Raw genomic sequence first — 25,112 nt, 5'->3', positions numbered from 1 at the left:
GCGTATAAACCAGGGCCATGACTCCGCAAATGCGCCACCACATCATCCACGCGGGCTGGCTGGCCGCCGCACTGGCTGTGCTGGGTGGCGTATTCGCGCTTTACGTGCACCCGGACTTTCTGGTGACGCTGGTCGATCAGATCTGGTCCTGCTTCTGAGGCCGGGCCGGTCATGAAAGACGTAGCGCCCATGCACGGCCTGTCCGCGCCTTCCGAATGGATCGTCCGCTGGTCGCACCTGCTCGCGCCTGGCGCCACGGTGCTCGACGTGGCCTGCGGCGCCGGGCGGCACATGCAGTGGTTTGCGGGCCGCGGGCACCCGGTCACCGGTGTCGACCGCTCGCCCGAAGCCATCGAGGCGGCCGGCGCCTTCGGCCGCACCGTCGAGGCGGACATCGAATCCGGCCCCTGGCCCTTTACCGGCCAGGCCTTCGGCGCTGTCGTCGTCACCAACTATCTCTGGCGCCCGCGCATGGCCGACATCGTCGGCGCAGTGGCACCGGGCGGCGTTCTGCTCTACGAAACCTTTGCTGCGGGCAACGAGACCGTCGGCAAGCCCTCGCGCCCCGACTTCCTGCTGCAGCCCGGCGAGTTGCTGGCGGCCTGCGCCGGCCTGCGGGTGGTGGCCTACGAAGACGGCTTCATCCGTGAACCGGCGCGCTTCGTGCAGCGAATCGCGGCCATACGCCCGGCCGCACCCGACGCCGGCCAGCCCGCCCGCCACCTCCTTAAGGGAAACTGAGGGGGCCGGGGCGGCTGTCTTGCGGGGCGCCGGAGTAAGTAGAATCGGCGCTTTCGTCCACCGACAAAGAGATTCCCCCTTGGAGCAACTGACAGGCAGCATCGTCGCGCTCGTCACGCCGATGCACGACGACGGCAGTGTCGACTACCCCGCCCTGCGGCGGCTCATCGACTGGCACATCGAAGAAGGCACCGACTGCCTTGGCGTGGTCGGCACCACCGGCGAATCGCCGACGGTCGATGTCGAAGAGCACTGCGAAATCATCCGTGTCTCGGTCGAGCAGGCCAAGGGCCGCGTGCCCGTGATGGCCGGCTGCGGCGCGAATTCGACCAAGGAAGCCATCGAGCTCGCCAAGTTCGCCAAGGGCGTTGGCGCCGATTCGCAGCTCCAGGTCGTGCCGTACTACAACAAGCCCACGCAAGAGGGCCAGTACCAGCACTTCAAGGCCATTGCCGAGGCCGTGGGCGACCTGCCCATCGTCCTTTACAACGTGCCCGGCCGTACCGTTGCCGATATGGCGCACGACACCGTGCTGCGCCTGGCGCAGGTGCCCGGCATCATCGGCATCAAGGAAGCCACCGGCAACATCGAGCGGGCCCAGTGGCTCATTCGCGACCTGCCGAAGAACTTTGCCGTCTACTCAGGCGACGACCCGACCGCGGTCGCGCTCATGCTCTGCGGCGGCCAGGGCAACATCAGCGTCACGGCCAACATTGCGCCGCGCAAGATGCACGAGCTGTGCGTGGCGGCGCTGGCAGGCGACGTCAAGCGCGCCATGCAGATCCAGTTCGAGCTCATGCCGCTGCACCGCAACCTGTTCGTCGAGCCCAACCCGATTCCGCTGAAGTGGGCCATGGCCCGGCTCGGCCTTTGCGGCGGCGCGCTGCGCCTGCCGCTCACCGAACTCGGCGAAGCGAGCCGCCCCGCAGTCGAAGGCGCCCTGCGCGCCACCGGCCTGCTGAAGGGCTGAGCACCCCTCCCCCTACATTCCGGAACTGCCTTTTCCCTGGTCGCAGCAAGGTTAAGCAACCTTTTGCCCGAACCGTGCTCTGAGATGGCGGGCACTGCGGCCCATAGATAGACCGAACCATTCCAACAAGGAAGACGACGTTGAAGAACCTTTCGCGACTTGCACTGCTGGCCCTCGTTGCCAGCCTCGCCGCCTGCTCCGTCCTCGAGAGCGACAAGATCGACTACAAGAGCGCAGGCAAGGCCCCGACGCTCGAAGTCCCACCCGATCTCTCCCAACTCTCGCGCGACAACCGCTATGCCATTCCCGGCGGCGCCGTGACTGCCAATGCCTACCAGGCCGGCATCGCCAACGCCCCCGGCATCCCCACCGCCGTGAGCAACATCGGCGACGTGCGCATGGAGCGCTCGGGCACGCAGCGCTGGATCATCGTCAACCGCACGCCTGACCAGCTCTGGGACCCGGTGAAAGACTTCTGGCAGGAAAGCGGCTTCCTGCTGACCACCGACCAGCGCAACCTGGGCATCATGGAAACCGACTGGGCCGAGAACCGCGCCAAGCTGCCGCAGGACATCATCCGCGGCACGCTGGGCAAGCTGGTCGATTCGGTCTACTCGACCGGCGAACTCGACCGCTTCCGCACCCGCCTGGAGCGCACGCCGACCGGTACCGAGATCTTCATCAGCCACCGCGGCATGCAAGAGGTCTACAACAACTCGCGCCAGGACCAGACCGTGTGGCAGCCCCGCCCCAGCGATCCTGAACTCGAGACCGAATTCCTGCGCCGCCTGATGGTCAAGCTCGGCGTCTCGCAAGAGCAGTCGAAGATCCTGGCCGCCACCACCGCGCCGACCAAGACCGCCACCATCGCCAAGGTCGGCAACCAGCCGGTCGTGCAGATCAGCGAAGGCTTCGACCGCGCATGGCGCCGCGTGGGCCTCGCGCTCGATCGCACCGGCTTCACCGTGGAAGACCGCGATCGCAGCGCCGGCCTGTACTACGTGCGCTACGTGACGCCCGATCCCGACAAGAAGGAGCCCGGCTTCTTCGGCAAGCTGTTCAGCGGCTCGAGCAAGACCGAAGCGCCGCTCAAGTTCCGCATCTCGGTCAAGGGCCAGGGCGAAGCCACCACGGTGTCGGTGCTCAACGAAACCGGTGCGCCCGAAACCTCGGCGAATGCCGAGCGCATCGTCAAGGTCATCGCCGACGACCTGAAGTAACCCGCATGCTCCGCTTCCGAAGTCTCGGCAGCGGCAGCACGGGCAACGCCGCGCTGGTCGAAGCGACCAGCGGCGGCCGCACCTCCCGCCTCCTGATCGACTGCGGCTTCGGCATCAAGCAGCTCGATCTGCGGTTGGCCCAGGCGGGCCTTGCCGCCGGCGACATCGATGCGGTCTTCGTGACCCATGAGCACGGCGACCATATCGGCTGCGCCCATTCGCTGTCGCGGCGCAACCGCATTCCAGTCTGGATGAGCGAAGGCACGTGGCTCGCCACCGGCGGCCGCGATTTCGAGGGCCTGCTGAACCTGGCGCGCGACGATGCGGAGTTTGCGATCGGCGACATCTGCGTGCAGCCCTTCACCGTTCCCCATGATGCACGCGAGCCGCTGCAACTGCGCTGCACCGACGGCAACCGCACGCTGGGCGTGCTGACCGATCTGGGCCACGCCACGGCCCACGTGCTGGCCCGCCTGAGCGGTGTGCATGCGCTGTTGCTGGAGTTCAACCACGACAGCGATCTGCTGGCCAACTCGGCTTATCCGCCTTTTCTCAAGCACCGAGTCGGCGGCAACTACGGGCACTTGTCGAACACGGCCGCGGCCGAGATCGCACGCGCGGTGCTGCACGACGGCCTGCGCCATGTGGTCGCGGCGCACCTGAGCGAGCAGAACAATCGGCCCGAGATCGTGCGGCGCCTGATGGCCGAAGCGCTCGGCGGTGATGAAGCCGAGATGCTTACCGCCACCGCATCAGAGGGCTCGCCCTGGCTCGACGTGTGAGCCGAAGCGTCCTCACTCTCTCCTAAGAAAAAAAGCCGCCTCATGGCGGCTTTTTGCATGGCGAATGCCGAGGCCTTGCTTATTGCTTCGGCGCTTCATTCTTCTTCGCGGCCTCGGTAGCTGCGTTCGCGGCATCGAGTGCCGACGAAGCACCGGGTGCAGGCGCTGCGGCGGGATCGGTGGCAGGCGCAGGGGCCGGAGCGGGCGCAGGTTCGGTCACGGGCGCAGGAGGCGGCGTCACGACAGCCGGCGCTGCATCCTCCTTCTTTCCGCAGGCGACGAGCGCGGCAGCGGCAATCAGCGAGGCAATCAGGACGGACGATGACTTCTTCATGGAATCTCCTTTGGCAATGAAGGTCTGGACGAAAAAATTCTAGACCTGCATACCCGCCCGAATATGTCTCGCGGCCGCATTCGCGGCATTGGCTTACAAGCCGAGTGTCGATGCAGGAAAGGCGGGCCGCGCAAGGCGCCAGCACTCGTCGATGGCCTCGCGCAACGCACGGCGCGCACGCGCGTCGTCACCGCTCACGCCCCTGCTGCGCTCGGGGTCGATGCGGTGCACGAACCACGTGGGCGTCCAGATGGCGCTCGGCACTTCGGAGCCCGCGGCCTTGCCGGTGGCGCGGCATTCGATGATGTGGTCCCACATGCGGCGCCACGGCACGAAGCGCGCGTGGCCGCGCTCGAGAACATCGAAGCGCTGCGCGAGCAACATCAGGCGGCGGCCGCTGGCCGACCAGGCCTGCAGCGCTTCGATGGTCGCGCGCTCGCCCAGGGGCCAGTCGGCGAAGTCGGGGTCGCTGAAGACGACCTCTTTCCAGCCCTGCTGCGCCGCGACCGACAGCGCGCCGCGCAGGAGTGCATCGAAGGCCTCGCGGCCATCGAAGCGCCCTTCGGGCAACGATAGGCTGGGCGCGTCGTCATTCGGCATGAAGCCACCCTGCCTCGCACCACTCGCCCAGCAACGCGAGTGCGCCTTCGCTCGCGCGCGCCAGCTCGCGTGCGCCGAGCGCGCGCTGGTCGGCCAGACGGCGCATCAGCGTCGCGTCGGCACCGCCCGCGCGAAAGCTCTCGCCGTTGATGTAGATGTGCCGCGTGTCGTAGAGCATGCGCGTGCGGCGATCCAAAGACACGCGCTGCATCGCATCGGGCGCCTCGCCGCCTTCGCCGAACCAGACGTTGGCCTTGGGCTCGGTGAGTGACTCGCCCAGTGCGCGATCGACGGCGTCAGGGTCGCGCAGTGCGGCCTCGATGGCCTTGCGCGCGAAGCCCTGGAGCGCGGCAGGCATTGCGGCCGGCGCATCGACCGCGGGCTGTGCCGGATCGCGGTAGCGCGCCAGCTCGGCCGGGCCTGCATCTTCCAGGTCTTCCGCGTACGCCTGCGCCATGCGCGCCAGCAGGTCTGCGCCGAGTTCGCCCAGGGCCGACGAACGCAGGCCGATGGAGCAGGTCATGCAATCGTCGCCCACGGCCACGCCGTCGTGGGCATAGCGCGGAGGCAGATACAACATGTCGCCGGGCTCGAGCACGAAGGTCTGCTCAGGCTCGAAGTTCTCGAGAATCTTGAGCGGCACGCCCGGCTGCAGGCGCAGATCGCTCTGCTTGCCGATGGACCAGCGGCGGCGTCCCTGTGCCTGCAGCAAGAAAACGTCGTAGCTGTCGAAATGCGCGCCCACGCCGCCGGTGTCGCTCGCGTAGCTGATCATCAGGTCGTCGAGGCGGGCGTCAGGTAGAAAGCGAAACTGCCGCAACAGTTCGTGCACACCCTCGTGATGCAGGTCGACGCCCTGCACCAGCAGCGTCCAGGCCGGCTGCTTCAACGGCGGCAGGGCGCGCCGGGCCAGCGGCCCATGCTTGAGCGACCAGCCAGCCTTGCCGTGGCGGATCAAGCGCGATTCGACGTCCTCACGCTCGGCCAGGGCGAACAGCTCAGTACGCTCGATCGGTGGCACCATCGCGGGTATCGCCTGGCGGACGAACAAAGGTTTTTTCTGCCAGTACCGCCGCATGAACTGCGCGGCGCTCAGGCCGCCGAGCAACGGCAGCGGTTGGTTAATCTCCATGGGAGAATTCTGCAATGGAAATCTCTGAACAATGCGTGGTCGGCTTGACCTGGACCATGAAAGACACGCTCGGCGACGTGCTGGATGTGCTCGACGAGCCGGTGGAATTCATGGTCGGCGGCGACGATCTCTTCGACGTGATCGAAGCGGCCCTGCAAGGCCATGAGCCCGGCGCCCGGGTGCAGCTGCAAATTGAACCCGAACAGGGCTTCGGTGACTTCAACGACCAGTTGCTCTTTCTGGAACCCCGCTCGCTCTTCCCTGAAGGCACGGAAGAAGGCATGACCTTCGACGGCTCCGCCCTGCCCAAGGGCGTGAACAGCAACATTCCAAAAGACGCGATCTACACCGTGGCCGAGATCTATCCCGATCACCTCGTGCTCGATGGCAACCATCCGTTGGCCGGCATCGCGATCCGGCTCGACATCACGGTGCGTTCGGTGCGCGAGGCCACCGAAGAGGAAGTCGGCCGCGGCTCGGCAGGCACGGGCTTCTTCAAGGTGTCGCCGATGGCGCCAAGCAACCAGACGCTGCACTGACCGAAGGGCCGCCAGCGAGCGCCCACAAAAAAAGCCGGGCGACGCCCGGCTTTTTCACGCCCCGAAGGACGAAGCGACTTACATGCGCGAGATCTGACCGTTGTCGATGCGCACGCGGTCGCCGATGCGCAGGTCGCCCGGGCTCTGCACGTCGAAGGCGCGGAAGCCGCCACGGTCGGTCTGCACCGACACGCGATAGGTTTCATAGGCACGCGGGCCGTTCTGCTGAGCCTCGATAGTGTTGCCCAAGAGAGCACCACCCACGATACCCAGCGCGGTGGCTGCGGCACGGCCATTGCCACGCCCGAACTGGTTGCCCACCACCCCACCGATGACGCCGCCGGCGACAGCGCCGCCGCCCGTGGTGCCGGTGCCAGCGGTTTCGCTGCGCAGCACCTCGATGTTGGCCACGTGGCCATACTCGACGTAGGAAGCTTCGCGGTACTGAATGGCCTGCGGAGGCGCCTGGTACGGATAGCGCGAGGTCTGGTAGACCGGCGCCGGGGCCACGCATGCCGTAAGCGTGGCCACGGCCAGCACGGAAGCAGTGACGGAAACAAAGCGCATTGAGATCTTCATGTTGGGAGGCTCCTCGAATAGAACGATGCATGAAGAATGCATGCATCGGCTTGTGCCTGCCTGACTAACGCCGCAGCGCCCGCTGCGATGACGTCAGAACACACACTGATACCTTCGAGGTCGGCCGGCCTTTGCCGGTTCCGCTCTTTACCGCTCGGAAACCCAACTTCCCTCCCAGATCGGCTCAGTGCTTGCCCGTGGAGCCGTAGCCGCCCTCGCCCCGTTGCGAAGGTGCAAAGTCTGTGACCACCCGAAACTGCGCCTGCACCACCGGCACGATCACCAGTTGCGCGAGCCGTTCCATCGGCTGCAGCACGAAAGGCGTGTCGCTGCGGTTCCAGGCGCTGATCTTCAGCTCGCCCTGGTAGTCGCTGTCGATCAGGCCGACGAGGTTGCCCAGCACGATGCCGTGCTTGTGGCCCAGCCCGGAGCGCGGAAGGATCAGCGCCGCATAGGCCGGGTCGGCCAGGTGGATGGCAATGCCGGTGCCCACCAGCTGCCAGCCATTGGGCTCCAGCGTGATGGGGGCATCGAGGCAGGCCCGCAGATCGAGGCCGGCGCTTCCGGGAGTGGCATACGCGGGCAATTGATCCACCATGCGCGGATCGAGGATACGAACGTCGACTTTCACTTACTTGCTGCCTTGCTTCTGTTGCTGTTCTTTTTGCTTGCGGGCGGCTTCCTCGAGCACCTGCTGCCATTTGGCGACGCCGGGGGTGAGCTTCACGCCCTTCAATTTCTTGCCGAACCAGACGGCCAGGCCCGCCAGCAGGACCAGCACGCCGAACGGCACGCCGGCCGCCCACAGCACGAGGAACACCAGTGCGCCGCCGACGCCCAGCACCTTGAGGGTCAGGGGGTCGAACGACCCGGGCTGTGACTTCGGCACTTCGCCGTTCGACGCTGCCTCGTTGCGTTGCTGCATGGCGGCAGTCACGGGGCCGCCCTGCTGCCCGGGTGCCGTCGTGATGCCGACATCGAGCCCGGGCTCGCCGGGCTGCGCTGCCCTCTTCGGCAACGCGGCCTGCGCCGACAGCCGCTCGACATAGCGAGCGAAGTCGCCGTTCGGCGGCGTGTTCCATTGGGGATTCAGGTTCATCAGACCCTCCAGTCGGTAAGCCGGGCTGCAATTTCGGTCATCAGTTCGCGCGCCAGCGTGAGCTTGGGCGCGCGCGGAAGCTCGCGCACGCCGTTGGCGTCCACTAGCAGCAGCGCGTTGTCGTCCTGCCCGAAGGTCAGTGGGCCGATGTTGCCGACCAGCAGCGGAATGCCCTTGCGCTCGCGCTTGGCCTTGGCGTGCTCGGCGAGGTTCTCGCTCTCGGCTGCGAAGCCAACGCAGAAGAGCTTCTTCGACTGGGCCCGCTCGCTCTTGGCGACCGTGAGGAGGATGTCGGCGTTCTCCACGAAATTCAGCACCGGTGTCTTGCCACTGCCGTCCTTCTTGATCTTCTGGTCGCTGTGCGTTGCGGGCCGCCAGTCCGCCACGGCGGCTGTAGCTACAAAAATGCTAGCAGACTGCGTAGCGCGGATGGTCGCTTCGAGCATGTCTTGCGCCGACAGCACGTCGACGCGCGTCACGCCGCGCGGGGTCGGCAGGTGCACCGGGCCGGCCACCAGCGTGACCTCGGCGCCCGCCTCGCGGGCCGCACGGGCAATGGCAAAGCCCATCTTGCCGGACGAATGGTTGGTGATGCCGCGGATCGGGTCCAAAGCCTCGAAGGTCGGCCCGGCCGTGACCAGCACCTTCTGCCCCGCCAGCAGCTTGGGGCTGAAGAAGGCTGTGATGTCCTCGAGCAGCTGCGCCGGCTCCAGCATTCGGCCGTCGCCGGTTTCGCCACAGGCCTGCCAGCCATTGCCCACGCCCAGCACGGTCGCGCCATCGGCCGACACCTGCATCAGGTTGCGCTGCGTGGCGGGATGGACCCACATCTCGCGGTTCATGGCCGGCGCGATCAGCAGCGGGACGCGGTCCATGGGGCGGGCCAGGCACATCAGGCTCAGAAGGTCGTCGGAGCGGCCCTGCACCAGCCGCGCGATGAAGTCTGCGCTGCAGGGCGCCAGCACGATCGCATCGGCCTCGCGGCTCAGGTTGATATGCGGCATGTTGTTGGGCTCACGCGTGTCCCACTGCGAGGTGTAGACGGTGCGCCCGGAGAGCGCCTGCATGGTCACGGGAGTGATGAACTGCTCCGCCGCCTCGGTCATGACGACCTGGACGGTCGCGCCCGCCTTGACGAACAGGCGGCACAGCTCGGCCGACTTGTAGCAGGCGATGCCCCCTGTGAGGCCCAGGACGATGTGTTTGCCGGCGAGATCTTGCATGGGGCGTATTGTTGCTCACATGCCATCGAACAAGCGGCAACAAGCCCTTGGCGAAAGGTGTCGCGAAGGGCACACCTATAATCGCAATTTCCCACTGCCCGGATCTATGGTCCGGAACTGGCATGACCAAATTTGTCTTCGTCACCGGTGGTGTCGTTTCTTCCCTTGGCAAGGGAATCGCCTCCGCCTCGCTCGCCGCGATCCTCGAATCGCGCGGCCTCCAAGTCACCCTCATCAAGCTCGATCCGTACATCAATGTCGACCCCGGCACGATGTCGCCCTTCCAGCATGGTGAAGTGTTCGTCACCGATGACGGTGCCGAGACCGACCTCGACCTCGGCCACTACGAGCGCTTCATCAACACGCGGATGCGCAAGGCCAACAACTTCACGACTGGCCAGATCTACAAGACCGTGCTCGAAAAAGAGCGCCGCGGCGACTACCTCGGCAAGACGGTGCAGGTGATTCCGCACATCACCAACGAAATCCAGGAATACATCAAGCGCGGTGCCGGCATCGGCACGGCGCACGAGGTGGACGTGGCCATCGTCGAAATCGGCGGCACCGTGGGCGACATCGAGTCGCTGCCCTTCCTCGAAGCCGTGCGCCAGATGAGTCTGCGCATGGGCCCGAACAACTCGGCCTTCGTGCACCTGAGCTACGTGCCCTGGATCGCCGCCGCCGGCGAGCTCAAGACCAAACCCACGCAGCACACCGCCAAGGAACTGCGCGCCATCGGCATCCAGGCCGACGCCCTGCTGTGCCGCGCCGACCGCCCGATTCCCGACGACGAGCGCGCCAAAATCTCGCTGTTCTCGAACGTGCCCGAATGGGGCGTCATCTCGATGTGGGACGTGGACACCATCTACAAGGTGCCCCGCATGCTGCACGAACAGGGCCTGGACGGCCTGATCTGCGACAAGCTGCGCATCAACACCCCGCCCGCCAAGCTGCAGCGCTGGGACGATCTGGTGTACGAAGTCGAGCATCCGCAAAAGGAAGTGTCGATTGCCATGGTCGGCAAGTACGTCGACCTGTCGGACAGCTACAAGTCGCTGAACGAAGCACTGCGCCACGCCGGCATGAAGAACCATGCCCGCGTGAAGATCGACTACATCGACTCCGAGACCATCTCGGCACAAGACGTGTCGCGCCTGGCCAAGTACGACGCCATCCTGGTGCCCGGCGGCTTCGGCCAGCGCGGCGTCGAAGGCAAGATCTCGGCCGCCCGCTTTGCCCGCGAAGGCAAGGTGCCCTACCTCGGCATCTGCCTGGGCATGCAGGTCGCCACCATCGAATACGCCCGCCACGTGGCCGGCCTGAAGAACGCCAACAGCACCGAGTTCGACCCCGAGACGCCTACCCCCGTGATCGCGCTGATCACCGAGTGGAAGGACCGCGACGGCACTGTGAAGACGCGCGACGAGAAGTCCGACCTCGGCGGCACGATGCGCCTGGGCGCGCAAAGCTCCGACGTGGCTCCCGGCACGCTGGCGCACAGCATCTACGGCGACGTGGTCACGGAGCGCCACCGCCACCGCTACGAAGCCAACGTGAACTACCTCGACGAGCTGCGCAACGCCGGCCTCGTGATCTCCGCGCTCACGCAGCGCGAGCACCTGACCGAGATCGTCGAGCTGCCGCAGGACGTGCACCCGTGGTTCATCGGCGTGCAGTTCCACCCCGAGTTCAAGTCGACCCCGTGGGGCGGCCACCCGCTGTTCAACGCCTTCATCAAGGCTGCGCTCGAGCACAAGGACAAGGGCGCCGGCAGCACCAACAAGGCACTGAAGGCGGTCGCATGAGCGCCGCGCCGGGCCGCCCCAAGCAAGCTCGCGCCGCAGTGCGGAGCACGGAGGTATTCGAATGAGCAGCGGCTACGTCATCGCCCACGTCGAGGTGACCAACCCGACGCAGTACGAGGAATACAAGAAGTGGTCGACCGTCGCCATGCAGGCGCACGGCGCCGAAGTGTGCGTGCGGGGCGGCCAGATTCAACCGCTCGAAGGCGACTGGAAGCCCACGCGCATCGTCATCCTCAAGTTCGCCAGCTTCGAGAAGGCCAAGGCCTTCTACGAGACACCCGAGTACCTCAAGGCACGCGAAGCGCGTGCCGGCGCGGCAATCATGAACATGATCGCCGTCGAAGGCCTCTGATCCCAATTTGTTCATCCGCCAAAGAGACCAGAAAGAGAAAGACAAAAGATGAGTGCAATCGTTGACATCGTCGGCCGCGAAATTCTCGACAGCCGAGGCAACCCCACCGTCGAATGCGACGTGCTGCTCGAATCGGGCACCATGGGCCGCGCAGCCGTGCCTTCGGGCGCATCGACCGGTTCGCGCGAAGCCATCGAGCTGCGCGACGGCGACAAGAGCCGCTATCTCGGCAAGGGCGTGCTCAAGGCCGTGGAGAACATCAACACCGAGATCTCGGAAGCCGTGCTCGGCCTCGACGCCAGCGAACAGGCCTTCCTCGATCGCACGATGATCGACCTCGACGGCACCGACAACAAGGGCCGCCTGGGCGCCAACGCCACCCTCGCCGTCTCGATGGCCGTGGCCCGCGCAGCAGCCGAAGAGTCGGGCCTGCCGCTGTACCGCTACTTCGGCGGCATGGGCGGCATGCAGATGCCGGTGCCGATGATGAACGTCATCAACGGCGGCGCGCACGCCAACAACAGCCTCGACCTGCAGGAATTCATGATCATCCCCGTGGGCGCCAAGAGCTTCCGCGAGGCCGTGCGCTATGGCGCCGAAGTGTTCCATGCACTGAAGAAGATCCTGGGCGACCGCGGCATCAGCACGGCGGTCGGCGACGAAGGCGGCTTCGCCCCCAGCGTCGAGAGCCACGAAGCAGCCATCCAGCTGATCCTCGAAGCCATCGACAAGGCCGGCTACACCGCCGGCGAGCAGATCGCCCTGGGCCTCGATTGCGCGGCCAGCGAGTTCTACAAGGACGGCAAGTACGTGCTGTCGGGCGAAAACCTCTCGCTCACGGCCGAAAGCTGGACCGACATGCTCGCGACCTGGGTCGACAAGTACCCGATCATCAGCATCGAAGACGGCATGCACGAAGGCGACTGGGACGGCTGGAAGCACCTGACCGAACGCCTGGGCAAGCGCGTGCAGCTGGTGGGCGACGACCTGTTCGTCACCAACACCAAGATCCTGCAGGAAGGCATCGAGAAGGGCATCGCCAACTCGATCCTGATCAAGATCAACCAGATCGGCACGCTGACCGAAACCTTCGCCGCCATCGAGATGGCCAAGCGCGCGGGCTACACGGCCGTCATTTCGCACCGTTCGGGCGAAACCGAAGACAGCACCATCGCCGACATCGCCGTGGGCACCAACGCCGGCCAGATCAAGACCGGCTCGCTGTCGCGTTCGGACCGCATCGCCAAGTACAACCAGCTGCTGCGCATCGAAGAAGACCTCGGCGACATCGCCGTCTACCCGGGCCGCGGCGCGTTCTACAACCTGAAGTAACGCCCGGACGCCACGCGGCATGCGCGCCCGCCTCGTTCCACCGATCGTCCTGCTGCTCCTGTTGGCCATCCTGCAGTGGCAGCTGTGGAACGGGCGCGGCAGCGTGCGCGACGTGACGCAATTGCGCACCAAGCTGGCCGACCAGAAGGAAGCCAACGCCAAGGCTGCGCTGACCAACGAGCGCCTGACCTCCGAGGTCAACGACCTCAAGGACGGCCTAGAAATGGTCGAGGAGCGTGCACGCGCGGAACTCGGCATGGTGAAGCCGAACGAAGTGTTCGTACAGATCGCACATTAGGATGCCCCCCAGTCTTCGCGCACTTCGTGTCGCTTCGCCAACCCCCTTCCAGGGGGCGACACCAGCGGCCCGGCAAAGCCGGTTCCGCGGTGTCCCACGCACAGACTGCGACGGTGCCCTCCGGGGGAGAACCTGATCCTCGAGCTTCTCTCGGCCCCTGCATTTCTGCTGTGGGGCTCTCCTGTCAGCTGGCTCGAGCTCGTGGCCTCGCTCCTGGCGCTCGCCATGGTCGGCTGCAACATGCGCGAGATTCACTGGGGATGGCCGCTGGCCATCGTCAGTTCACTGCTCTACGTGGCGGTATTCGCCAAGGCGCGCATCTACGGCGACGCCTCGCTCCAGGTCTTCTTCGCTTTCGTCGCGCTATGGGGCTGGTCGCAATGGCTGCGTGGCCATCGCGCCGACGGCAGCGCCTTGCATGTCACCCGGCTCTCGGCGCGCGGCATCGCGCTCACACTTGCTGCCTGCGCACTGGCGTGGCCGGCCGTCGCCCTCTTCCTGCGCCGCTTCACCGACACCGACGTGCCCTGGTGGGATGGTTTCGCCACCGGCCTGAGCCTTGTCGGGCAGTTCCTGCTCGGGCGCAAGTTCATCGAGAACTGGCTGATCTGGCTGGCCGTGAACGTCGTGAGCGTGGGCCTGTTCATTCACAAGGGGCTGTGGCTCACCGTGGGCCTGTACGCGGTATTCGCCGTGCTCAGCGTGGCGGGCTACATCGCGTGGCGGCAGCGCATGCCCGCGCAGGCGGTGCGTGCATGACGCCAGTGCTGCCGACCGGCTGCGTCATCGCACTCGTGGGCGCCGAGAGCACCGGCAAGACCGAGCTGGCCCGCGCCATCGCGCAGCGCCTGCAGGACCGCGGCACGCCGACCATGCTGGTGGGCGAATACCTGCGCGAATGGTGCGAGCGTGAAGGCCGCACGCCACGCCCCGACGAGCAGCAGGCCATCGCCGACGAGCAGACCCGCCGTATCGACGCCGCGGCCGCCACCGGCGTGGTGGTGGCCGACACAACCGCACTCATGACGGCCGTCTACAGCGAGCAGCTGTTCGCCGACACCATGCTCTACGAAAGCGCCCTGGCCGCGCAACGGCGCTATGCCATCACGCTGCTCACCGCGCTCGACCTGCCCTGGGTGGCCGACGACATGCGCGACGGCCCGCACGCGCGCCAGCCGACCGACACGCTGGTGCGCGCCGCGCTCACGGGCGCGAAGCTCTCGTATGCCGTGGTGCACGGCACGGGCGGCGAACGGCTTGCCAATGCCTGGAACGCCATCAATTCCATCGCGGGCAGCGAAGGCCGTCCGCGTACGCGCGTCCAGTCCGACGCGAAGCCCGCCTCGTGGTCGTGGCCTTGCGAGAAATGCTCCGACCCGGAATGCGAACATAAGCTCTTCAGCGACCTGATCGCGCGCCGCGAGTAGCGGCGCGCCTCACTTCTTACCGGAGACCCGATGCCCCTTTCGACCGTCGCGCGCGTCACGCTTCTTCCCGGCGTTCTGGCCGCCCTGCTGCTGGCCACTGGCCAGGCCACCGCAGCCCCCGTTGCCGCCACCGTCGAGAACGGCACCACCACCACCGCCTGCGCCGAGGAAGACAACGTCTCGCTGACCCTGCGCGGGGATGGCATCCGCCACATGCGCATCGAGGCGCTGCAGCCTGACTATCTCGACAAGATCGGCAACGACGTCACCAAGCCCGACTTCTCGGGCTGCAATTTCGACGGCGGCGCGCACCCGACCGACCCGGCGCACCGCTTCCGCAAGCGCACCGTGGTGCTGATGGACAACGCCCAGTGGCGCATCGTCGGCATGACGCTGCCGACCTTCTGGCGGCCGCAGCGCGTGCCTGTGCAGGTGGGCAAGCGCAAGGACAGCGGCTTTCACCTGCTGCAGGTGTTCAAGAAGGAAAACGGCAAGGCGCTCGAAGCGATCGTGCTCTACCCGTCCGACGGCTACTGGCGCATCAAGCCGCTGCCCGAAGCCCGCTTCGGCGATGGCGTGTACGGCTCGTCGTTCCTGCTCGGCCCGGTCGAGGCGGCCGCGCGGCCGGTGGTGAACATCGCGTCGATCCGCATCGTGCCGCGGCCGCTGGCCATTAACGTGCGCTTCACCAACGGCGGCAGCGCCGCGGTGCGCGTGGACGAAATCAGCCGCGCACGCACCGCGCTCGACGTGACGCTGTCGAAGCCCACCGCGAGCGCACAGCCCTTCGCGGTGCTGCGCTCGATGTACGTCACGCCCGACAACGCCGACGTGAGCGAAGTGCGCTGGCAGGCATCGCCTCAAGCGGCGCTGCAGGTGCTGCCGTTGCCCGAGGTGAAGACGCTGCAGGCCACGCAAGTGCGCTTCGGCCGCAGCCTGCCGTCGAAGCACAACACGAGCGCGCCCGACATAGCTTTCAGCGAATTCGACGACGGCGCGCGCTGAGCCTGCCCAGCCCGGGCACCCAGGATTACTGAACGACCGGGCTACCCGGAATCTGGTCGCCCAGCGGCTTGAACAGTTGCGCCGCGTCGACCGCGTCGAAGCGGTACTGCTTGCCGCAGAAGTCGCAGCCCACCTCGATGTCGCCGCGCTCGGCGAGGATGCTCTCGGCCTCCTCCACGCCCAGCCCGCGAATCATCTGCGCCACGCGCTCGCGGCCGCAGGTGCACGCGAAGTGCGGGCCCAGCAGGCCGGCCTGCGGCTCGAAGCGCAGCAGCTTTTCTTCCCAGAACAGGCGGCGCAGGATGGTCTCGATGTCGAGCGTCAGCAGCTCGTCGCGCGTCAGGCTAGACGCGAGGATCGAGATGCGGTTGTAGTCCTCGTTGCGGCCGATCTGGTCTTCGTTGGCCTGGTCGTGATCCTTGTCGGAGGTGCCTTCGAGGTTGCCCTCGCCCTTCACCGGCAGGCGCTGGATCAGCAGGCCAGCAGCCACCTTGTCGTCGGCCGCGAGCACCAGCGTGGTGTCGAGCTGCTCGCTTTGCAGCATGTAGTGCTGCAGCACGTCGCTGAGCTTGCCGAGCTTCTCGCCCTCGTCGCCGAAGAGCGGCACCACGCCCTGGTAGGGGGTGGCGCCCGGCAGCTTGTCCTTGGGATCGAGCGTGATGGCGCAGCGGCCCTTGTTGTTCACGTTGACCATGTCGGGCAGGCGCGCATCGGTCGGCAGGTCGCCGATCACCTTGGCGGTGGCGCGCAGGCTCAGGTCGGGTTTGGCCTCGGCCACCGCGACCTTCACGGGACCGTCGCCGAAGATCTGCAGGATCAGCGCGCCATTGAACTTGATGTTGGCCTGCATCAGCGTGGCGGCAGCCGTCATCTCGCCGAGCAGTTCGGCCACGGGCGGCGGGTAGGCGCCGGTGGCGGTGTTGGAGGCGCGCCGCGCAAGGATCTCCTGCCACGCATCTGTCAGGCGCACGATCATGCCGCGCACCGGCAGGCCATCGAACAGGAATTTGTGCAGCTCGCTCAAAACGTCTTCTTTCTCTGTGTGCCTGCCACCGGGGCGGTCAGGCGATCTTTTTCAGGCCCTTCGCGAAGCGACGGGCGTTCAACACATAGTGCTCGGCGCCCTGTCGCAGCTTGGCGGCCGCCGCGTCGTCGAGGGTGCGCACCACCTTGGCCGGCGAGCCCATGATGAGCGAGTTGTCCGGGAACTCCTTGCCCTCGGTCACGACACTGCCGGCGCCAACGATCGAATTGCGGCCGATCCTCGCGTTATTCAAGACCACCGCCTGGATGCCGATCAGCGTGTTGTCGCCGATGGTGCAGCCATGCAGCATCACCTGGTGGCCGATGGTCACGTTGTCGCCGACGGTCAGCGGGCAGCCGATGTCGGCGTGCAGCACCGACAGGTCCTGGATGTTGCTGTTGCGCCCGACGGTCAGCAGCTCGGTGTCGCCGCGCAGCACGGCACCGAACCACACGTTGGCGTTGTCCGCCAGCTTGACGTTGCCCATGACCTCAGCGCTGTCGGCCACCCATGCTCCTTCGCCCATCTGGGGGGCCACGCCGTCGAGTTCGTAGAGCGCCATTGCTTTCAGTCCATGGAAGGTCAAAAACTAGAATTGTAGGGATGCACCCCCGATTGAGCGCGCTCGCCGCGCTACGCCTGACAGACCCCGACGAGAAGGTGGCTGCAACGCGCGCCATATCTTTGTCCGGCGCTACCGATTCCATAGCAACCGACCCGATCCGCACCGCCGGCGACGATGTTGGCGTGCCGGGCCGCCCCGAACGACCGCTGCGCGTGGCCGCCACCGCCGTGCAAAAGCGCTCGCCCTTCACCACCGAAGGCCGTGCCGCGCTGATCCATTCGATCTGCCACATCGAGTTCAACGCGATCAACCTCGCGCTCGACGCCGTGTGGCGCTACGACGGCATGCCCGAGGCCTACTACCGCGACTGGCTGCGCGTGGCCGACGAAGAAGCTCTGCACTTCACCCTGCTGCACACGCACCTGCAGGACATGGGCTGGCGCTACGGCGACTTCCCCGGCCACGACGGCCTGTGGAACATGTGCGAGAAAACGAAGGACGACGTGCTCGCGCGCATGGCGCTGGTGCCGCGCACGCTGGAGGCGCGCGGGCTTGACGCCACGCCGCTCATCCAGGGCAAGCTCAAGCGCGTGAACACGCCCGATGCGCTGCGCGCGGTGGAGATCCTCGACATCATCCTGCGCGACGAAGTGGGCCACGTGGCCATCGGCAACCACTGGTACCGCTGGCTGTGCGACGGCGCGGGCCTCGATGCGGAGGCGACCTACCCCGCTTTGGTGGCGCGCTACGACGCACCGCGCCACAAACCGCCTTTCAACCTCGAGGCGCGCAGCCGGGCGGGCTTCAGCCCCGAAGAGCTCCGTGCGCTGACCGACTCGCGCCCCGAATGAGCAACATGATTTCCGACCAGACCTGGTCGCGCCCCGACCTGCTGGCCTGCCTGCAAGACCACAAGGGCGCCGAGCCGCTGCATTTCGAGCGCTGCAATTTCGATGAAGCCGACCTGTCGCGACTCGACTTGCGCGGTGCGCAGTTCACGCTCTGCAACTTCGCCGAAACCTCGTTCGACCGCGCGCTGCTGTCGGAGACGCGCTGGGCCGGATGCAGGGCACGCCAGGCCGACTTCGGCCTTGCAGACCTGACGAACGCGCGCTTCCAGGACTGCGACCTGAACAACACGCAGTGGACGCGCGCCAAGCTGGCCTCGGCGTTCTTCAGCGGCGTGAAGCTCACGGGTGCGCACTTCGGCGAAGTCTCGGCGCTGGGCATCGGCTTCAAGGATTCGCTGCTTGTGGACGCGCACCTGCGGGGCATGTCATTCCGCAAGCAGAAGCTCGAACAACTCGACTTCTCCGAGGCCGACCTGTCGGGCTGCGATTTCCGCGAGGCCGTGTTCGAGGGCGGCAGCCTGCGCAACGCGCACCTGAAGCTCGCGCGCTTCGAAGGCGCGGACTTGCGCGAGGTCGACCTGGGCGGTCTGCGGCTCGCGAACGCGGCCCAGTTCAAGGGCGCCACCATCTCACATCGACAGGCCGCCTCCCTGGTCGAGGAACTGGGCCTGCGCGTGGTCTGAACTCAGGCCGATGCTGGCCTGCTGTGCACCACCAGCTTCGGCGTGAAGGATTGAAGCACTTCGCCGCGCTGGTTGAGCGTCTGGCAGTGCATCGTCACCATCGCGCGGCCGGGCTTGGAGCGCGAGGGCATGATCTCGACCACCTCGCTCACCACGTGCAGCACGTCGCCGGGGCGCGTCGGCCTGGGCCATTGGAGCTCGCCGCCCGAACCGATGATGCCGTCGGCCAGGGGGATGCCGCTGTCGACCAGCAGCTTCATCGTGAGGGCGGCCGTGTGCCAGCCGCTCGCGGCGAGGCCGCCAAAGAAGGTGGCTTTGGCGGCCTCTTCGTCGGTGTGGAAAGGCTGCGGGTCGAACTGCTGCGCGAAGGCCTTGATCTGCGCCACGTCCAGCACGTGCTCGCCGCTCTGGAAGCGGTCGCCTACCGCCAGGTCTTCCAGGTACAGCTTGCGCTTCGCGCCGGCTTCAGTGCTTGCCGTCATCGGGTCTCCTTGTGGTTTCTGTCCGCATTCTCGGACGCTCAGACCCGCTCGAGAATCGTCGCAATGCCCTGCCCGCCGCCGATGCATTGCGTGGCCAGCGCATAGCGGCCTTTCTCGCGCGCCAACAGCGATGCAGCCTTGCCGGTGATACGCGCACCCGTCGCGCCCAGCGGATGGCCGATCGAAAGCCCACCGCCGTCGAGGTTGATCTTCGCCGGGTCGAGCCCGAGGTCGCGGATGCAAGCCAGCGCCTGCGAAGAGAAGGCCTCGTTGATCTCGATCACATCAAGGTCGGCCGCGCTCAGGCCGGCGCGCGCCAGCGCCTTGCGGGTCGCGGGAATCGGGCCGATGCCCATGATGGCCGGGTCGACGCCCACGGTGGCGAACGACCTGATGCGCGCCAGCGCCTGCAGGCCATGCTTGGCAGCGAAGGCATCGCTGGTGACGAGCACCACGGCCGCGCCGTCGGTCAGCGGCGACGAGGTGCCGGCCGTCACGACGCCATCGGGGCGAAATGCGGGCTTGAGGTTCGCCAGTGCCTCGGCCGAAGTCGTGGGCCGGATGCAGCCGTCGGCATCGACGATGTCGCCCGATGCCAGGCGCACGGGCACGATCTCGCCTGCCAGGCGCCCCTGCGCGCGCGCCTCGGCCGCCTTGCGGTGCGACTCGACCGCAAAGGCCTCCTGGTCGGCGCGGCTCACGTTCCAGCGCTGCGCCACGTTCTCGGCCGTCTCGCCCATCGAGATGTAGGCGTCGGTGTTCTCCTTCAGCTCGGGGTTCGGCGAGAAGTTGAAGCCGCCCTGCGGCACCATCGTCATCGACTCCACGCCGACGCACAGGAAGGCGTCGCCCATGCCTGCCTCGATCTGCGCGGCGGCGATGTGCACGGCCTGCATCGACGAGCCGCAGAAGCGGTTCACCGTCATGCCGCCCACCTCGTGCGGCAGGCCGGCCAGCAACCCGACGATGCGCGCGAGGTTGTTGCCCTGCGAGGCTTCAGGGTACGCGCAGCCGAGGATGACGTCTTCGAGCAGCGCAGGGTCGAGGTCGGTGCGCTGCAGCAGGCCACGCACTACGCCCGCAGCGAGCGTGTCGGGCCGCACTTCAGCGAGTGCGCCTTTCTTCGAGAAATGAAAAGGGGAACGGGCGTAGGCAGAAATGACGGCTTTCATGGGTGTGCTCCAACAGGTTTGTCTACCATCCAATCGGTAGGCTACGAGGTCAAAAAATAGGCACGCCGAAACGTGCCTGCATCAGGCCTGGCGGTCAGCCGGGCAGTGAACTCCTGAGTTGCGCGACGGCTTCGTCGAAGTCGTCCACGCGCCCTGTCATGCGCGCCGACAGCAGCGCGCCTTGGCAGACCGAAAACACATAGGCGGCCAGCGAAGCGACCGACGCGCCCTTTTTCCGCGCCGGCATCAGCGCGCCCAGCACACCGGTGAGCCACGTCACCTGCGTGTTGCGCAACTCCTGCACGGCCTGGCGCAGTTCGTCGTTGATGACGCCCCAGCCGGGCGCCAGCGCCCCGGCGGGACACATGCCCGAGCCAGCCCTCAGCGTGTTGCGGTACATGCGGAAATACGATTCGAGCGCGTCCTTCGGCTCGCGCGCCCGGGCGGCGTCCCAGTCCTTGAAGCCCTGCGTGGCCGCGCGGATCACCGCGACACCCAGCGCCTCCTTGGTCGGGAAGTGGTGGTACAGGCTGGCTTTGCGCACGCCGACCGCGTCGGCCACGTCCTGGAAGCTGAAGCCCAGGTAGGAGCGCGTTTCGATGAACCCGCGCGCCACCGCGAGGATCTGCTCGCGGGTGCTGCCGGTGGCAAGGGCTGTGGCGCTGGTCATCTACCTACTATAAGGTAGGGAAAATCAAACCACAAGCCGAGGTGTCATTCAGGCGTCAGTCGGCCTTGATGCCCGCGGCCTTCACGATGCGGCCGTTGCTTTCGAACTCGCTGGCGATCTCTTTCGCAAACGCGGCCGCATTGCCACCGGTCGGCACGTTGTCGGTGGCCGTGAGCTTGGCGCGCAGCTCGGGGCTGGCCAGCGCCTTGTTGATCTCGGCGTTGTACTTCGCAACCAGAGCGCTCGGCGTGGCTGCGGGCGCGAACACGCCGAACAGTGAATTGATGTTGGCCGCCTTGTAGCCCAGCTCGCCCAGCGTGGGCACCTGGGGCAGGCTCTCGAGGCGCGCGGGGGCGCCCACCGCCAGCGGACGCAGCTTGCCCGACTGGATGTGCGACGACAGCGTCGGGCTCGCGTTGGTCGACAGGATCTCGAACTGCCCGCCGATCGCATCGTTGAGCTGCTGGCCGCCGCCCTTGTAGGGCACGTGCGTGATGTCGACGCCCGCCGCCGCACGCAGCTGCTCCAGCACGATGTGCCCGAGCGAGGCCGGCCCCGACGTGGCCCAGCGCACCGCACCCGGATGCGCCTTGGCGTCATCGATCAGCGCGCGGAAATCCTTCGCCTTGCTGGCCGGCGTGGCAATCAGCAGCACCGGCGAATACATCACGCTCGCCACCGGTGCCACGTCTTTCAGCGGGTCGAAGGGCAGCTTGCCCAGGTGCGGGCTCAGCACCAGCGGGCTGATGGCCGAGAAGCCCAGCGTTGCCCCGTCGGGCGCGGCCTTGGCGACGGCGTCCATGCCGATGGCACCGCTCGCGCCGGCGCGGTTGTCCACGATCACCGTGATGCCCATCTGCGCAGCGAGCCGGTCGCCCAGTGCACGCGCGACCACGTCGCTGACGCCGCCCGCCGGGTAGGCAACGATGAGCCGAACCGTCTTGGGCACGGCCTGCGCGTGCGCGCCGGAAGCGGCGCACAGCGCGGCGGCAGCAAGAAGGCGGGTCGCCATGCGGTGCGAGGGCTTCGAGGAAGCAAGGAAATTCATGGTGTCTGTCGTTCGTCTGCGAGGGTTGCGTCGCTTCTCATTGTCCGCCTTCATCCACGCGGATGGTGCTGCGCATGCAGCTGCTTCAGGCGCTCGCGCGCCACGTGCGTGTAGATCGTCGTCGTCGAGATGTCGGCATGCCCCAGCAGCAGCTGCACCGCGCGCAGGTCGACCCCATGGTTCAGCAGGTGCGTGGCGAAGGCATGGCGCAGCGTGTGCGGCGACAGCGGCACGTGGATGCCGGCCGCGGTGGCGTGCTTCTTCACGATGATCCAAAACATCACGCGCGTCATGCCCGCACCGCGCGCGGTCACGAACAGGTCGGGCGTCTGCTGCCCATCGAGGATGGCGGGTCGCGACTCCTCCAGGTAGCGCTCGATCCAGCGCCGCGCTTCGCCGCCGAAGGGCACGAGCCGCTCCTTGTTGCCCTTGCCCAGCACGCGCAGCACACCGTCGTTCAGGCTCATGTCGATGGCCTTGAGCGCCACCAGCTCGCTCACGCGCAGGCCGCTCGCATACATCAGCTCCAGCATCGCGCGGTCACGCAGGCCGAGCGCCGACTCGACGTCGGGCGCGGCCAGCAGGTCGTCGACCTGCTTTTCCGACAGCGTCTTGATGGCGCGCGGCATCTGCCGCGCGGGCGCGAGCCGGATGCTCGGGTCGGCCACGATACGGCGCTCGCGCAGCGCCCAGCGGTAGTAGCGCTTGAACACGGTGAGGCGGCGGTTGGCCGAAGTGGCCTTGCCCTTGGTGGACAGGCGCGCGCCCATGTAGGCCTGCAGGTCGGACTCCTTCGCGGCATCGAGCCCGGCGCCGCTGCGCTGCGCGTGCAGCCACTGCGCGAACAGCGCGAGGTCGCGGCGGTAGGCGGCCAGCGTGTTCTTCGACAGCCCGTCTTCGAGCCAGAGGGCGTCGATGAAGTCGTCGATGTCGGGTGTCTGCGTGGCTGCCTCGGTCATGCCTTGCAAGATAACAAAAGAAAAAGCCGCCCGGCATGCGGGCGGCTTTCTTTCGTGCGAAGAAGAGTTATCAGTCGAGCTTCAGGTTCTGCTTCTTCACGACCTGCTTGTAGACCTCGTACTCGGCCTTGATCTGCGCAGCGAACTGCTCGGGCGAGTTGGCCACGATCAGCGAGCCCGTGTCCTCGATGCGCTTGCGCACCGCCGGTTCTTCCACGGCCTTCTTCACGCCAGCGCTGATCTTTTCGACCACTTCCTTCGGCAGACCCTTGGGGCCGAGGATGCCGTAGTAGGCCATGCGGTTCACCGGCTCCAGGCCCACTTCCTTGAAGGTCGGCACATTGGGCAGCGCGGCCAGGCGCTGCGGCGCCGACACCACGATGGGGATCAGCCGGCCGCTGGTGATGAAGGGCATGGCCGAGGGAATGTTGTCGAACATGATCGGCACCTGGCCGGCCACCACGTCGTTCAGCGCCGGGCCCGCGCCGCGGTAGGGGATGTGCGTGACGAAGGTGTTGGTCAGGCTCTTGTAGAGCTCCATCAGCAGGTGGCCGATGCCGCCCGTGCCCGACGAGGCGTACGAATACTTGCCGGGGTTCTTCTTCAGCTCGGCCACGAACTCGGCATAGTTCTTGGCCGGGAAGCTCGGGTTGACCGCAATGATGTTCGGCGTGGCCGCGATGTTGATGATCGGCGTGAAGTCGTTGATCGGGTCGTACGGCGTCTTCGGGTTGATGGCCGGGTTGGCCGCCGTGCTCGACACTGTGGCAATGCCGAGCTTGTAGCCGTCGGGCGTGGCACGCGCCGTTTCGGCCGCGCCCACGATGCCGCCGCCGCCGGCGCGGTTGATCACCACCACGGGCTGGCCCAGCACCTTGCCCAGCGGATCGGAGATCACGCGCGCCACGATGTCCGTCGTGCCGCCCGGTGCGAAGGGCACGCTCAACTCGACGGGCTTGTTGGGGTAACCCTGCGCAAAGCTCTGACCCGCGATGGCGACCAGTGCGGCGCCTCCCACCAGCGCGCTCCATTGACGACGTTGCATCGAAAACTCCTTGGTATTTGAATGAATGATGTCGAAAAACGAAGCCCGGATGCTAGCGGTTCAGGAGCGCTCTCCGTGCTGTGGATTACCCATGGTCAAGCGGGTTTATCCTCGAAGCGGTGAATTACGCTCAGCTGCTTTTCCCCGACTTCTCCCTCATCGCCATCGGCTGGCTCCTGTGCCGCTACACCGCGCTCGACCGCCGCGTGTGGGATCAGGTCGAGAGCCTCGTTTACTACTTTCTTTTTCCCGTACTGCTGTTCCATTCGATCGTGCGCAGCCCGCTCGACTTCGGTGCGACATCGAGCCTGCTCACGGCGGGCGTCGGCGTCGGTGCCTGCGGCATCGCGATGGCCTATGCCCTGCCCTTTATTCCGGGCCTGCGCACCCACATCGACCGGCGCGACCACGCGGCCAGTGCGCAGGTCGCGTTCCGCTTCAACTCTTTCATCTGCCTGGCGTTGGCGGAGCGGCTGGCCGGGGCCGAGGGCCTGTTGCTGATCGCGGTGCTGATCGGTGTGTGCGTGCCCATCTTCAACATCGCGGCCGTGTGGCCGATGACGCGACATGCGCAGACCGGGTTCGTGCGGCAGCTGGTGCGCAACCCGCTGATCGTCGCGACGGTGGCAGGGCTGCTGGCGAATGTGCTGGGCTTGACTGTGCCTGCCTGGGCGACGCCTACGTTGACGCGTATCGGGGCTGCGTCGCTGGCGTTGGGGTTGCTGGCTGCGGGGGCTGGGATGAAGTTCTCCACGCTGGGGGCGGGGAAGGTGCTGGCTGTTTCGGTGCTGGCGATACGGCATCTGTTCTTGCCGCTGGTCGCATGGGGGTTGGCGCTTTGGTTGCGGCTGGATGCGACGCATGCTGCCGTGTTGATGGCTTTTTCTGCTGTGCCTACGGCTTCCAGTGCTTATGTGCTGGCTGCTCGGATGGGGTACAACGGGCCTTATGTGGCGGGGTTGGTGACGTTGTCTACCTTGCTGGGGGTTGTTAGTTTGCCGTTTGCCTTGGCGCTGCCTCGGTGAAGTGCTGTGTTCTGTAGTGCGTTCCGGGGCCGGGTCTCGGCCCGGCGGCCGACTCACTTTCTTTTGCTTCGCCAAAAGAAAGTAAGCAAAGAAAAGGCGACCCTGCTGTCTGCGTCCCTACGCTTCGCTTCGGGCAACCTGCGGTGCTCG

Annotated in this window: 31 protein-coding genes; 16 read left to right on the top strand and 15 right to left on the bottom strand. The window is 66.5% G+C overall.

Annotation, left to right across the window (positions count from 1 at the left end; genetic code table 11):
• The first annotated feature begins 17 nt into the window (after window positions 1–17).
• From BMW87_RS35195 to BMW87_RS26825, 5 genes are all read left to right on the top strand, one after another.
• The gene (locus tag BMW87_RS35195) at window positions 18–158 is read left to right on the top strand and encodes a hypothetical protein (RefSeq protein ID WP_176928714.1); all 141 of its coding nucleotides are present in this window, start codon (window positions 18–20) and stop codon (window positions 156–158) included.
• Between the two features lie 13 nt (window positions 159–171).
• On the top strand, window positions 172–741 hold the full coding sequence (locus BMW87_RS26840; RefSeq protein ID WP_093080065.1) for a class I SAM-dependent methyltransferase: 570 nt from the start codon (window positions 172–174) through the stop codon (window positions 739–741).
• A 43-nt stretch (window positions 742–784) separates the two neighbouring features.
• Window positions 785–1,711, top strand: coding sequence for a 4-hydroxy-tetrahydrodipicolinate synthase (gene dapA / locus BMW87_RS26835; protein ID WP_371127351.1), 927 nt, complete (start codon window positions 785–787; stop codon window positions 1,709–1,711).
• Window positions 1,712–1,851: 140 nt separating this feature from the next.
• Complete coding sequence (gene bamC, locus BMW87_RS26830) at window positions 1,852–2,931, top strand: outer membrane protein assembly factor BamC (RefSeq protein ID WP_093050915.1); 1,080 nt, start codon at window positions 1,852–1,854, stop codon at window positions 2,929–2,931.
• A 5-nt stretch (window positions 2,932–2,936) separates the two neighbouring features.
• On the top strand, window positions 2,937–3,713 hold the full coding sequence (locus BMW87_RS26825) for an MBL fold metallo-hydrolase (RefSeq protein WP_093080062.1): 777 nt from the start codon (window positions 2,937–2,939) through the stop codon (window positions 3,711–3,713).
• Between the two features lie 79 nt (window positions 3,714–3,792).
• On the opposite strand, the gene BMW87_RS26820 is transcribed toward BMW87_RS26825, so the two are convergent.
• The 3 genes from BMW87_RS26820 to BMW87_RS26810 all read right to left on the bottom strand — a co-directional run bounded on the left by BMW87_RS26820 (window position 3,793) and on the right by BMW87_RS26810 (window position 5,779).
• Window positions 3,793–4,047, bottom strand: a complete 255-nt coding sequence (locus BMW87_RS26820; protein ID WP_093050920.1) for a hypothetical protein — start codon at window positions 4,045–4,047, stop codon at window positions 3,793–3,795.
• Window positions 4,048–4,140: 93 nt separating this feature from the next.
• Window positions 4,141–4,647 carry a hypothetical protein gene (locus tag BMW87_RS26815; RefSeq protein ID WP_093080060.1) on the bottom strand — a complete coding sequence of 169 codons (507 nt, stop codon included), beginning with the start codon at window positions 4,645–4,647 and terminating at the stop codon, window positions 4,141–4,143.
• Window positions 4,637–5,779, bottom strand: a complete 1,143-nt coding sequence (locus BMW87_RS26810) for a JmjC domain-containing protein (protein ID WP_093080057.1) — start codon at window positions 5,777–5,779, stop codon at window positions 4,637–4,639. Before BMW87_RS26810 ends, BMW87_RS26815 begins: the two co-directional genes overlap by 11 nt.
• A gap of 14 nt (window positions 5,780–5,793) precedes the next feature.
• Between BMW87_RS26810 and BMW87_RS26805 the strand changes: the two genes are divergently transcribed.
• Entirely contained in the window at window positions 5,794–6,318 is a 525-nt protein-coding gene (locus BMW87_RS26805; RefSeq protein WP_093050929.1) for an FKBP-type peptidyl-prolyl cis-trans isomerase, read from the top strand.
• Between the two features lie 78 nt (window positions 6,319–6,396).
• Here the strand turns inward: BMW87_RS26805 and BMW87_RS26800 are convergent, their stop codons facing one another.
• The 4 genes from BMW87_RS26800 to coaBC form a co-directional block, all read right to left on the bottom strand.
• Complete coding sequence (locus BMW87_RS26800; RefSeq protein ID WP_093080054.1) at window positions 6,397–6,897, bottom strand: glycine zipper 2TM domain-containing protein; 501 nt, start codon at window positions 6,895–6,897, stop codon at window positions 6,397–6,399.
• 184 nt (window positions 6,898–7,081) lie between these two features.
• Window positions 7,082–7,528 carry a dUTP diphosphatase gene (gene dut, locus BMW87_RS26795; RefSeq protein ID WP_007835673.1) on the bottom strand — a complete coding sequence of 149 codons (447 nt, stop codon included), beginning with the start codon at window positions 7,526–7,528 and terminating at the stop codon, window positions 7,082–7,084.
• Window positions 7,529–7,996, bottom strand: coding sequence for a hypothetical protein (locus BMW87_RS26790; RefSeq protein WP_256216926.1), 468 nt, complete (start codon window positions 7,994–7,996; stop codon window positions 7,529–7,531). It lies immediately after the preceding gene.
• Window positions 7,996–9,219: a bifunctional phosphopantothenoylcysteine decarboxylase/phosphopantothenate--cysteine ligase CoaBC gene (gene coaBC, locus BMW87_RS26785; RefSeq protein ID WP_093080052.1), complete on the bottom strand. Its 1,224-nt coding sequence runs from the start codon at window positions 9,217–9,219 to the stop codon at window positions 7,996–7,998. Before coaBC ends, BMW87_RS26790 begins: the two co-directional genes overlap by 1 nt.
• A gap of 122 nt (window positions 9,220–9,341) precedes the next feature.
• On the opposite strand from coaBC, the gene BMW87_RS26780 reads away from it, so the two are divergent.
• The 7 genes from BMW87_RS26780 (at window position 9,342) to BMW87_RS26750 (ending at window position 15,438) form a co-directional block, all read left to right on the top strand.
• Window positions 9,342–11,024 carry a CTP synthase gene (locus BMW87_RS26780; RefSeq protein ID WP_093080049.1) on the top strand — a complete coding sequence of 561 codons (1,683 nt, stop codon included), beginning with the start codon at window positions 9,342–9,344 and terminating at the stop codon, window positions 11,022–11,024.
• Between the two features lie 61 nt (window positions 11,025–11,085).
• Window positions 11,086–11,376 (top strand): DUF1330 domain-containing protein, encoded by a 291-nt coding sequence (locus tag BMW87_RS26775; RefSeq protein WP_093050941.1) that lies wholly within the window; start codon window positions 11,086–11,088, stop codon window positions 11,374–11,376.
• Between the two features lie 48 nt (window positions 11,377–11,424).
• Window positions 11,425–12,708 carry a phosphopyruvate hydratase gene (gene eno / locus BMW87_RS26770; protein ID WP_093050943.1) on the top strand — a complete coding sequence of 428 codons (1,284 nt, stop codon included), beginning with the start codon at window positions 11,425–11,427 and terminating at the stop codon, window positions 12,706–12,708.
• A gap of 19 nt (window positions 12,709–12,727) precedes the next feature.
• Window positions 12,728–13,006, top strand: coding sequence for a cell division protein FtsB (gene ftsB, locus BMW87_RS26765; protein ID WP_093050946.1), 279 nt, complete (start codon window positions 12,728–12,730; stop codon window positions 13,004–13,006).
• Window positions 13,007–13,171: 165 nt separating this feature from the next.
• On the top strand, window positions 13,172–13,765 hold the full coding sequence (pnuC, locus tag BMW87_RS26760) for a nicotinamide riboside transporter PnuC (protein WP_371258860.1): 594 nt from the start codon (window positions 13,172–13,174) through the stop codon (window positions 13,763–13,765).
• Window positions 13,762–14,433 (top strand): AAA family ATPase, encoded by a 672-nt coding sequence (locus BMW87_RS26755; RefSeq protein ID WP_093080044.1) that lies wholly within the window; start codon window positions 13,762–13,764, stop codon window positions 14,431–14,433. The genes pnuC and BMW87_RS26755 overlap by 4 nt, the downstream gene beginning before the upstream one ends.
• A gap of 30 nt (window positions 14,434–14,463) precedes the next feature.
• Window positions 14,464–15,438 (top strand): hypothetical protein, encoded by a 975-nt coding sequence (locus BMW87_RS26750; RefSeq protein ID WP_093080040.1) that lies wholly within the window; start codon window positions 14,464–14,466, stop codon window positions 15,436–15,438.
• Window positions 15,439–15,463: 25 nt separating this feature from the next.
• Here BMW87_RS26750 and BMW87_RS26745 read toward each other — a convergent pair whose 3' ends face one another.
• Together BMW87_RS26745 and BMW87_RS26740 are read right to left on the bottom strand one after the other, a co-directional pair.
• Window positions 15,464–16,462, bottom strand: coding sequence for an Hsp33 family molecular chaperone HslO (locus tag BMW87_RS26745; protein WP_093080037.1), 999 nt, complete (start codon window positions 16,460–16,462; stop codon window positions 15,464–15,466).
• A gap of 37 nt (window positions 16,463–16,499) precedes the next feature.
• Window positions 16,500–17,024: a gamma carbonic anhydrase family protein gene (locus BMW87_RS26740; RefSeq protein WP_093050958.1), complete on the bottom strand. Its 525-nt coding sequence runs from the start codon at window positions 17,022–17,024 to the stop codon at window positions 16,500–16,502.
• Between the two features lie 41 nt (window positions 17,025–17,065).
• Here BMW87_RS26740 and BMW87_RS26735 point away from each other — a divergent pair, with 41 nt between their 5' ends.
• A complete protein-coding gene (locus BMW87_RS26735; protein ID WP_093050961.1) occupies window positions 17,066–17,878 on the top strand; it encodes a ferritin-like domain-containing protein in 813 nt (270 codons plus the stop codon).
• Complete coding sequence (locus BMW87_RS26730) at window positions 17,875–18,561, top strand: pentapeptide repeat-containing protein (protein WP_093080035.1); 687 nt, start codon at window positions 17,875–17,877, stop codon at window positions 18,559–18,561. The genes BMW87_RS26735 and BMW87_RS26730 overlap by 4 nt, the downstream gene beginning before the upstream one ends.
• 2 nt (window positions 18,562–18,563) lie before the next feature.
• On the opposite strand, the gene BMW87_RS26725 is transcribed toward BMW87_RS26730, so the two are convergent.
• From BMW87_RS26725 to BMW87_RS26700, 6 genes are all read right to left on the bottom strand, one after another.
• Window positions 18,564–19,043, bottom strand: coding sequence for a MaoC family dehydratase (locus BMW87_RS26725; RefSeq protein WP_093080032.1), 480 nt, complete (start codon window positions 19,041–19,043; stop codon window positions 18,564–18,566).
• Window positions 19,044–19,081: 38 nt separating this feature from the next.
• Window positions 19,082–20,215, bottom strand: coding sequence for a thiolase family protein (locus tag BMW87_RS26720; RefSeq protein WP_093080029.1), 1,134 nt, complete (start codon window positions 20,213–20,215; stop codon window positions 19,082–19,084).
• A 94-nt stretch (window positions 20,216–20,309) separates the two neighbouring features.
• Entirely contained in the window at window positions 20,310–20,885 is a 576-nt protein-coding gene (locus BMW87_RS26715) for a TetR/AcrR family transcriptional regulator (RefSeq protein ID WP_093080027.1), read from the bottom strand.
• 55 nt (window positions 20,886–20,940) lie between these two features.
• Window positions 20,941–21,933, bottom strand: coding sequence for a Bug family tripartite tricarboxylate transporter substrate binding protein (locus BMW87_RS26710; protein ID WP_093080024.1), 993 nt, complete (start codon window positions 21,931–21,933; stop codon window positions 20,941–20,943).
• Between the two features lie 50 nt (window positions 21,934–21,983).
• Complete coding sequence (gene xerD / locus BMW87_RS26705) at window positions 21,984–22,892, bottom strand: site-specific tyrosine recombinase XerD (RefSeq protein WP_093080020.1); 909 nt, start codon at window positions 22,890–22,892, stop codon at window positions 21,984–21,986.
• Window positions 22,893–22,962: 70 nt separating this feature from the next.
• Window positions 22,963–23,937 (bottom strand): tripartite tricarboxylate transporter substrate binding protein BugE, encoded by a 975-nt coding sequence (locus tag BMW87_RS26700; protein ID WP_093050982.1) that lies wholly within the window; start codon window positions 23,935–23,937, stop codon window positions 22,963–22,965.
• Between the two features lie 107 nt (window positions 23,938–24,044).
• Here BMW87_RS26700 and BMW87_RS26695 point away from each other — a divergent pair, with 107 nt between their 5' ends.
• Complete coding sequence (locus BMW87_RS26695) at window positions 24,045–24,962, top strand: AEC family transporter (protein WP_177192852.1); 918 nt, start codon at window positions 24,045–24,047, stop codon at window positions 24,960–24,962.
• Window positions 24,963–25,112: the final 150 nt, after the last annotated feature.

The organism is Variovorax sp. OV084 (assembly GCF_900111625.1).
GTDB lineage: Bacteria > Pseudomonadota > Gammaproteobacteria > Burkholderiales > Burkholderiaceae_C > Variovorax.
The sequence above is the reverse complement of the archived record's forward strand: the minus strand, read 5'-3'. Positions and strand labels throughout refer to the sequence as shown.

Bases quoted from the DNA above. Each gene is read 5' to 3' on its own strand.
- BMW87_RS35195 (WP_176928714.1), top strand. From the start codon at position 18: ATGACTCCGCAAATGCGCCACCACATCATCCACGCGGGCTGGCTGGCC.
- BMW87_RS26840 (WP_093080065.1), top strand. From the start codon at position 172: ATGAAAGACGTAGCGCCCATGCACGGCCTGTCCGCGCCTTCCGAATGG.
- BMW87_RS26825 (WP_093080062.1), top strand. From the start codon at position 2,937: ATGCTCCGCTTCCGAAGTCTCGGCAGCGGCAGCACGGGCAACGCCGCG.
- BMW87_RS26820 (WP_093050920.1), bottom strand. From the start codon at position 4,047: ATGAAGAAGTCATCGTCCGTCCTGATTGCCTCGCTGATTGCCGCTGCC.
- BMW87_RS26815 (WP_093080060.1), bottom strand. From the start codon at position 4,647: ATGCCGAATGACGACGCGCCCAGCCTATCGTTGCCCGAAGGGCGCTTC.
- BMW87_RS26810 (WP_093080057.1), bottom strand. From the start codon at position 5,779: ATGGAGATTAACCAACCGCTGCCGTTGCTCGGCGGCCTGAGCGCCGCG.
- BMW87_RS26805 (WP_093050929.1), top strand. From the start codon at position 5,794: ATGGAAATCTCTGAACAATGCGTGGTCGGCTTGACCTGGACCATGAAA.
- BMW87_RS26800 (WP_093080054.1), bottom strand. From the start codon at position 6,897: ATGAAGATCTCAATGCGCTTTGTTTCCGTCACTGCTTCCGTGCTGGCC.
- BMW87_RS26790 (WP_256216926.1), bottom strand. From the start codon at position 7,996: ATGAACCTGAATCCCCAATGGAACACGCCGCCGAACGGCGACTTCGCT.
- coaBC (WP_093080052.1), bottom strand. From the start codon at position 9,219: ATGCAAGATCTCGCCGGCAAACACATCGTCCTGGGCCTCACAGGGGGC.
- BMW87_RS26780 (WP_093080049.1), top strand. From the start codon at position 9,342: ATGACCAAATTTGTCTTCGTCACCGGTGGTGTCGTTTCTTCCCTTGGC.
- BMW87_RS26775 (WP_093050941.1), top strand. From the start codon at position 11,086: ATGAGCAGCGGCTACGTCATCGCCCACGTCGAGGTGACCAACCCGACG.
- eno (WP_093050943.1), top strand. From the start codon at position 11,425: ATGAGTGCAATCGTTGACATCGTCGGCCGCGAAATTCTCGACAGCCGA.
- ftsB (WP_093050946.1), top strand. From the start codon at position 12,728: ATGCGCGCCCGCCTCGTTCCACCGATCGTCCTGCTGCTCCTGTTGGCC.
- BMW87_RS26755 (WP_093080044.1), top strand. From the start codon at position 13,762: ATGACGCCAGTGCTGCCGACCGGCTGCGTCATCGCACTCGTGGGCGCC.
- BMW87_RS26750 (WP_093080040.1), top strand. From the start codon at position 14,464: ATGCCCCTTTCGACCGTCGCGCGCGTCACGCTTCTTCCCGGCGTTCTG.
- BMW87_RS26740 (WP_093050958.1), bottom strand. From the start codon at position 17,024: ATGGCGCTCTACGAACTCGACGGCGTGGCCCCCCAGATGGGCGAAGGA.
- BMW87_RS26735 (WP_093050961.1), top strand. From the start codon at position 17,066: ATGCACCCCCGATTGAGCGCGCTCGCCGCGCTACGCCTGACAGACCCC.
- BMW87_RS26730 (WP_093080035.1), top strand. From the start codon at position 17,875: ATGAGCAACATGATTTCCGACCAGACCTGGTCGCGCCCCGACCTGCTG.
- BMW87_RS26725 (WP_093080032.1), bottom strand. From the start codon at position 19,043: ATGACGGCAAGCACTGAAGCCGGCGCGAAGCGCAAGCTGTACCTGGAA.
- BMW87_RS26720 (WP_093080029.1), bottom strand. From the start codon at position 20,215: ATGAAAGCCGTCATTTCTGCCTACGCCCGTTCCCCTTTTCATTTCTCG.
- BMW87_RS26715 (WP_093080027.1), bottom strand. From the start codon at position 20,885: ATGACCAGCGCCACAGCCCTTGCCACCGGCAGCACCCGCGAGCAGATC.
- BMW87_RS26710 (WP_093080024.1), bottom strand. From the start codon at position 21,933: ATGAATTTCCTTGCTTCCTCGAAGCCCTCGCACCGCATGGCGACCCGC.
- xerD (WP_093080020.1), bottom strand. From the start codon at position 22,892: ATGACCGAGGCAGCCACGCAGACACCCGACATCGACGACTTCATCGAC.
- BMW87_RS26700 (WP_093050982.1), bottom strand. From the start codon at position 23,937: ATGCAACGTCGTCAATGGAGCGCGCTGGTGGGAGGCGCCGCACTGGTC.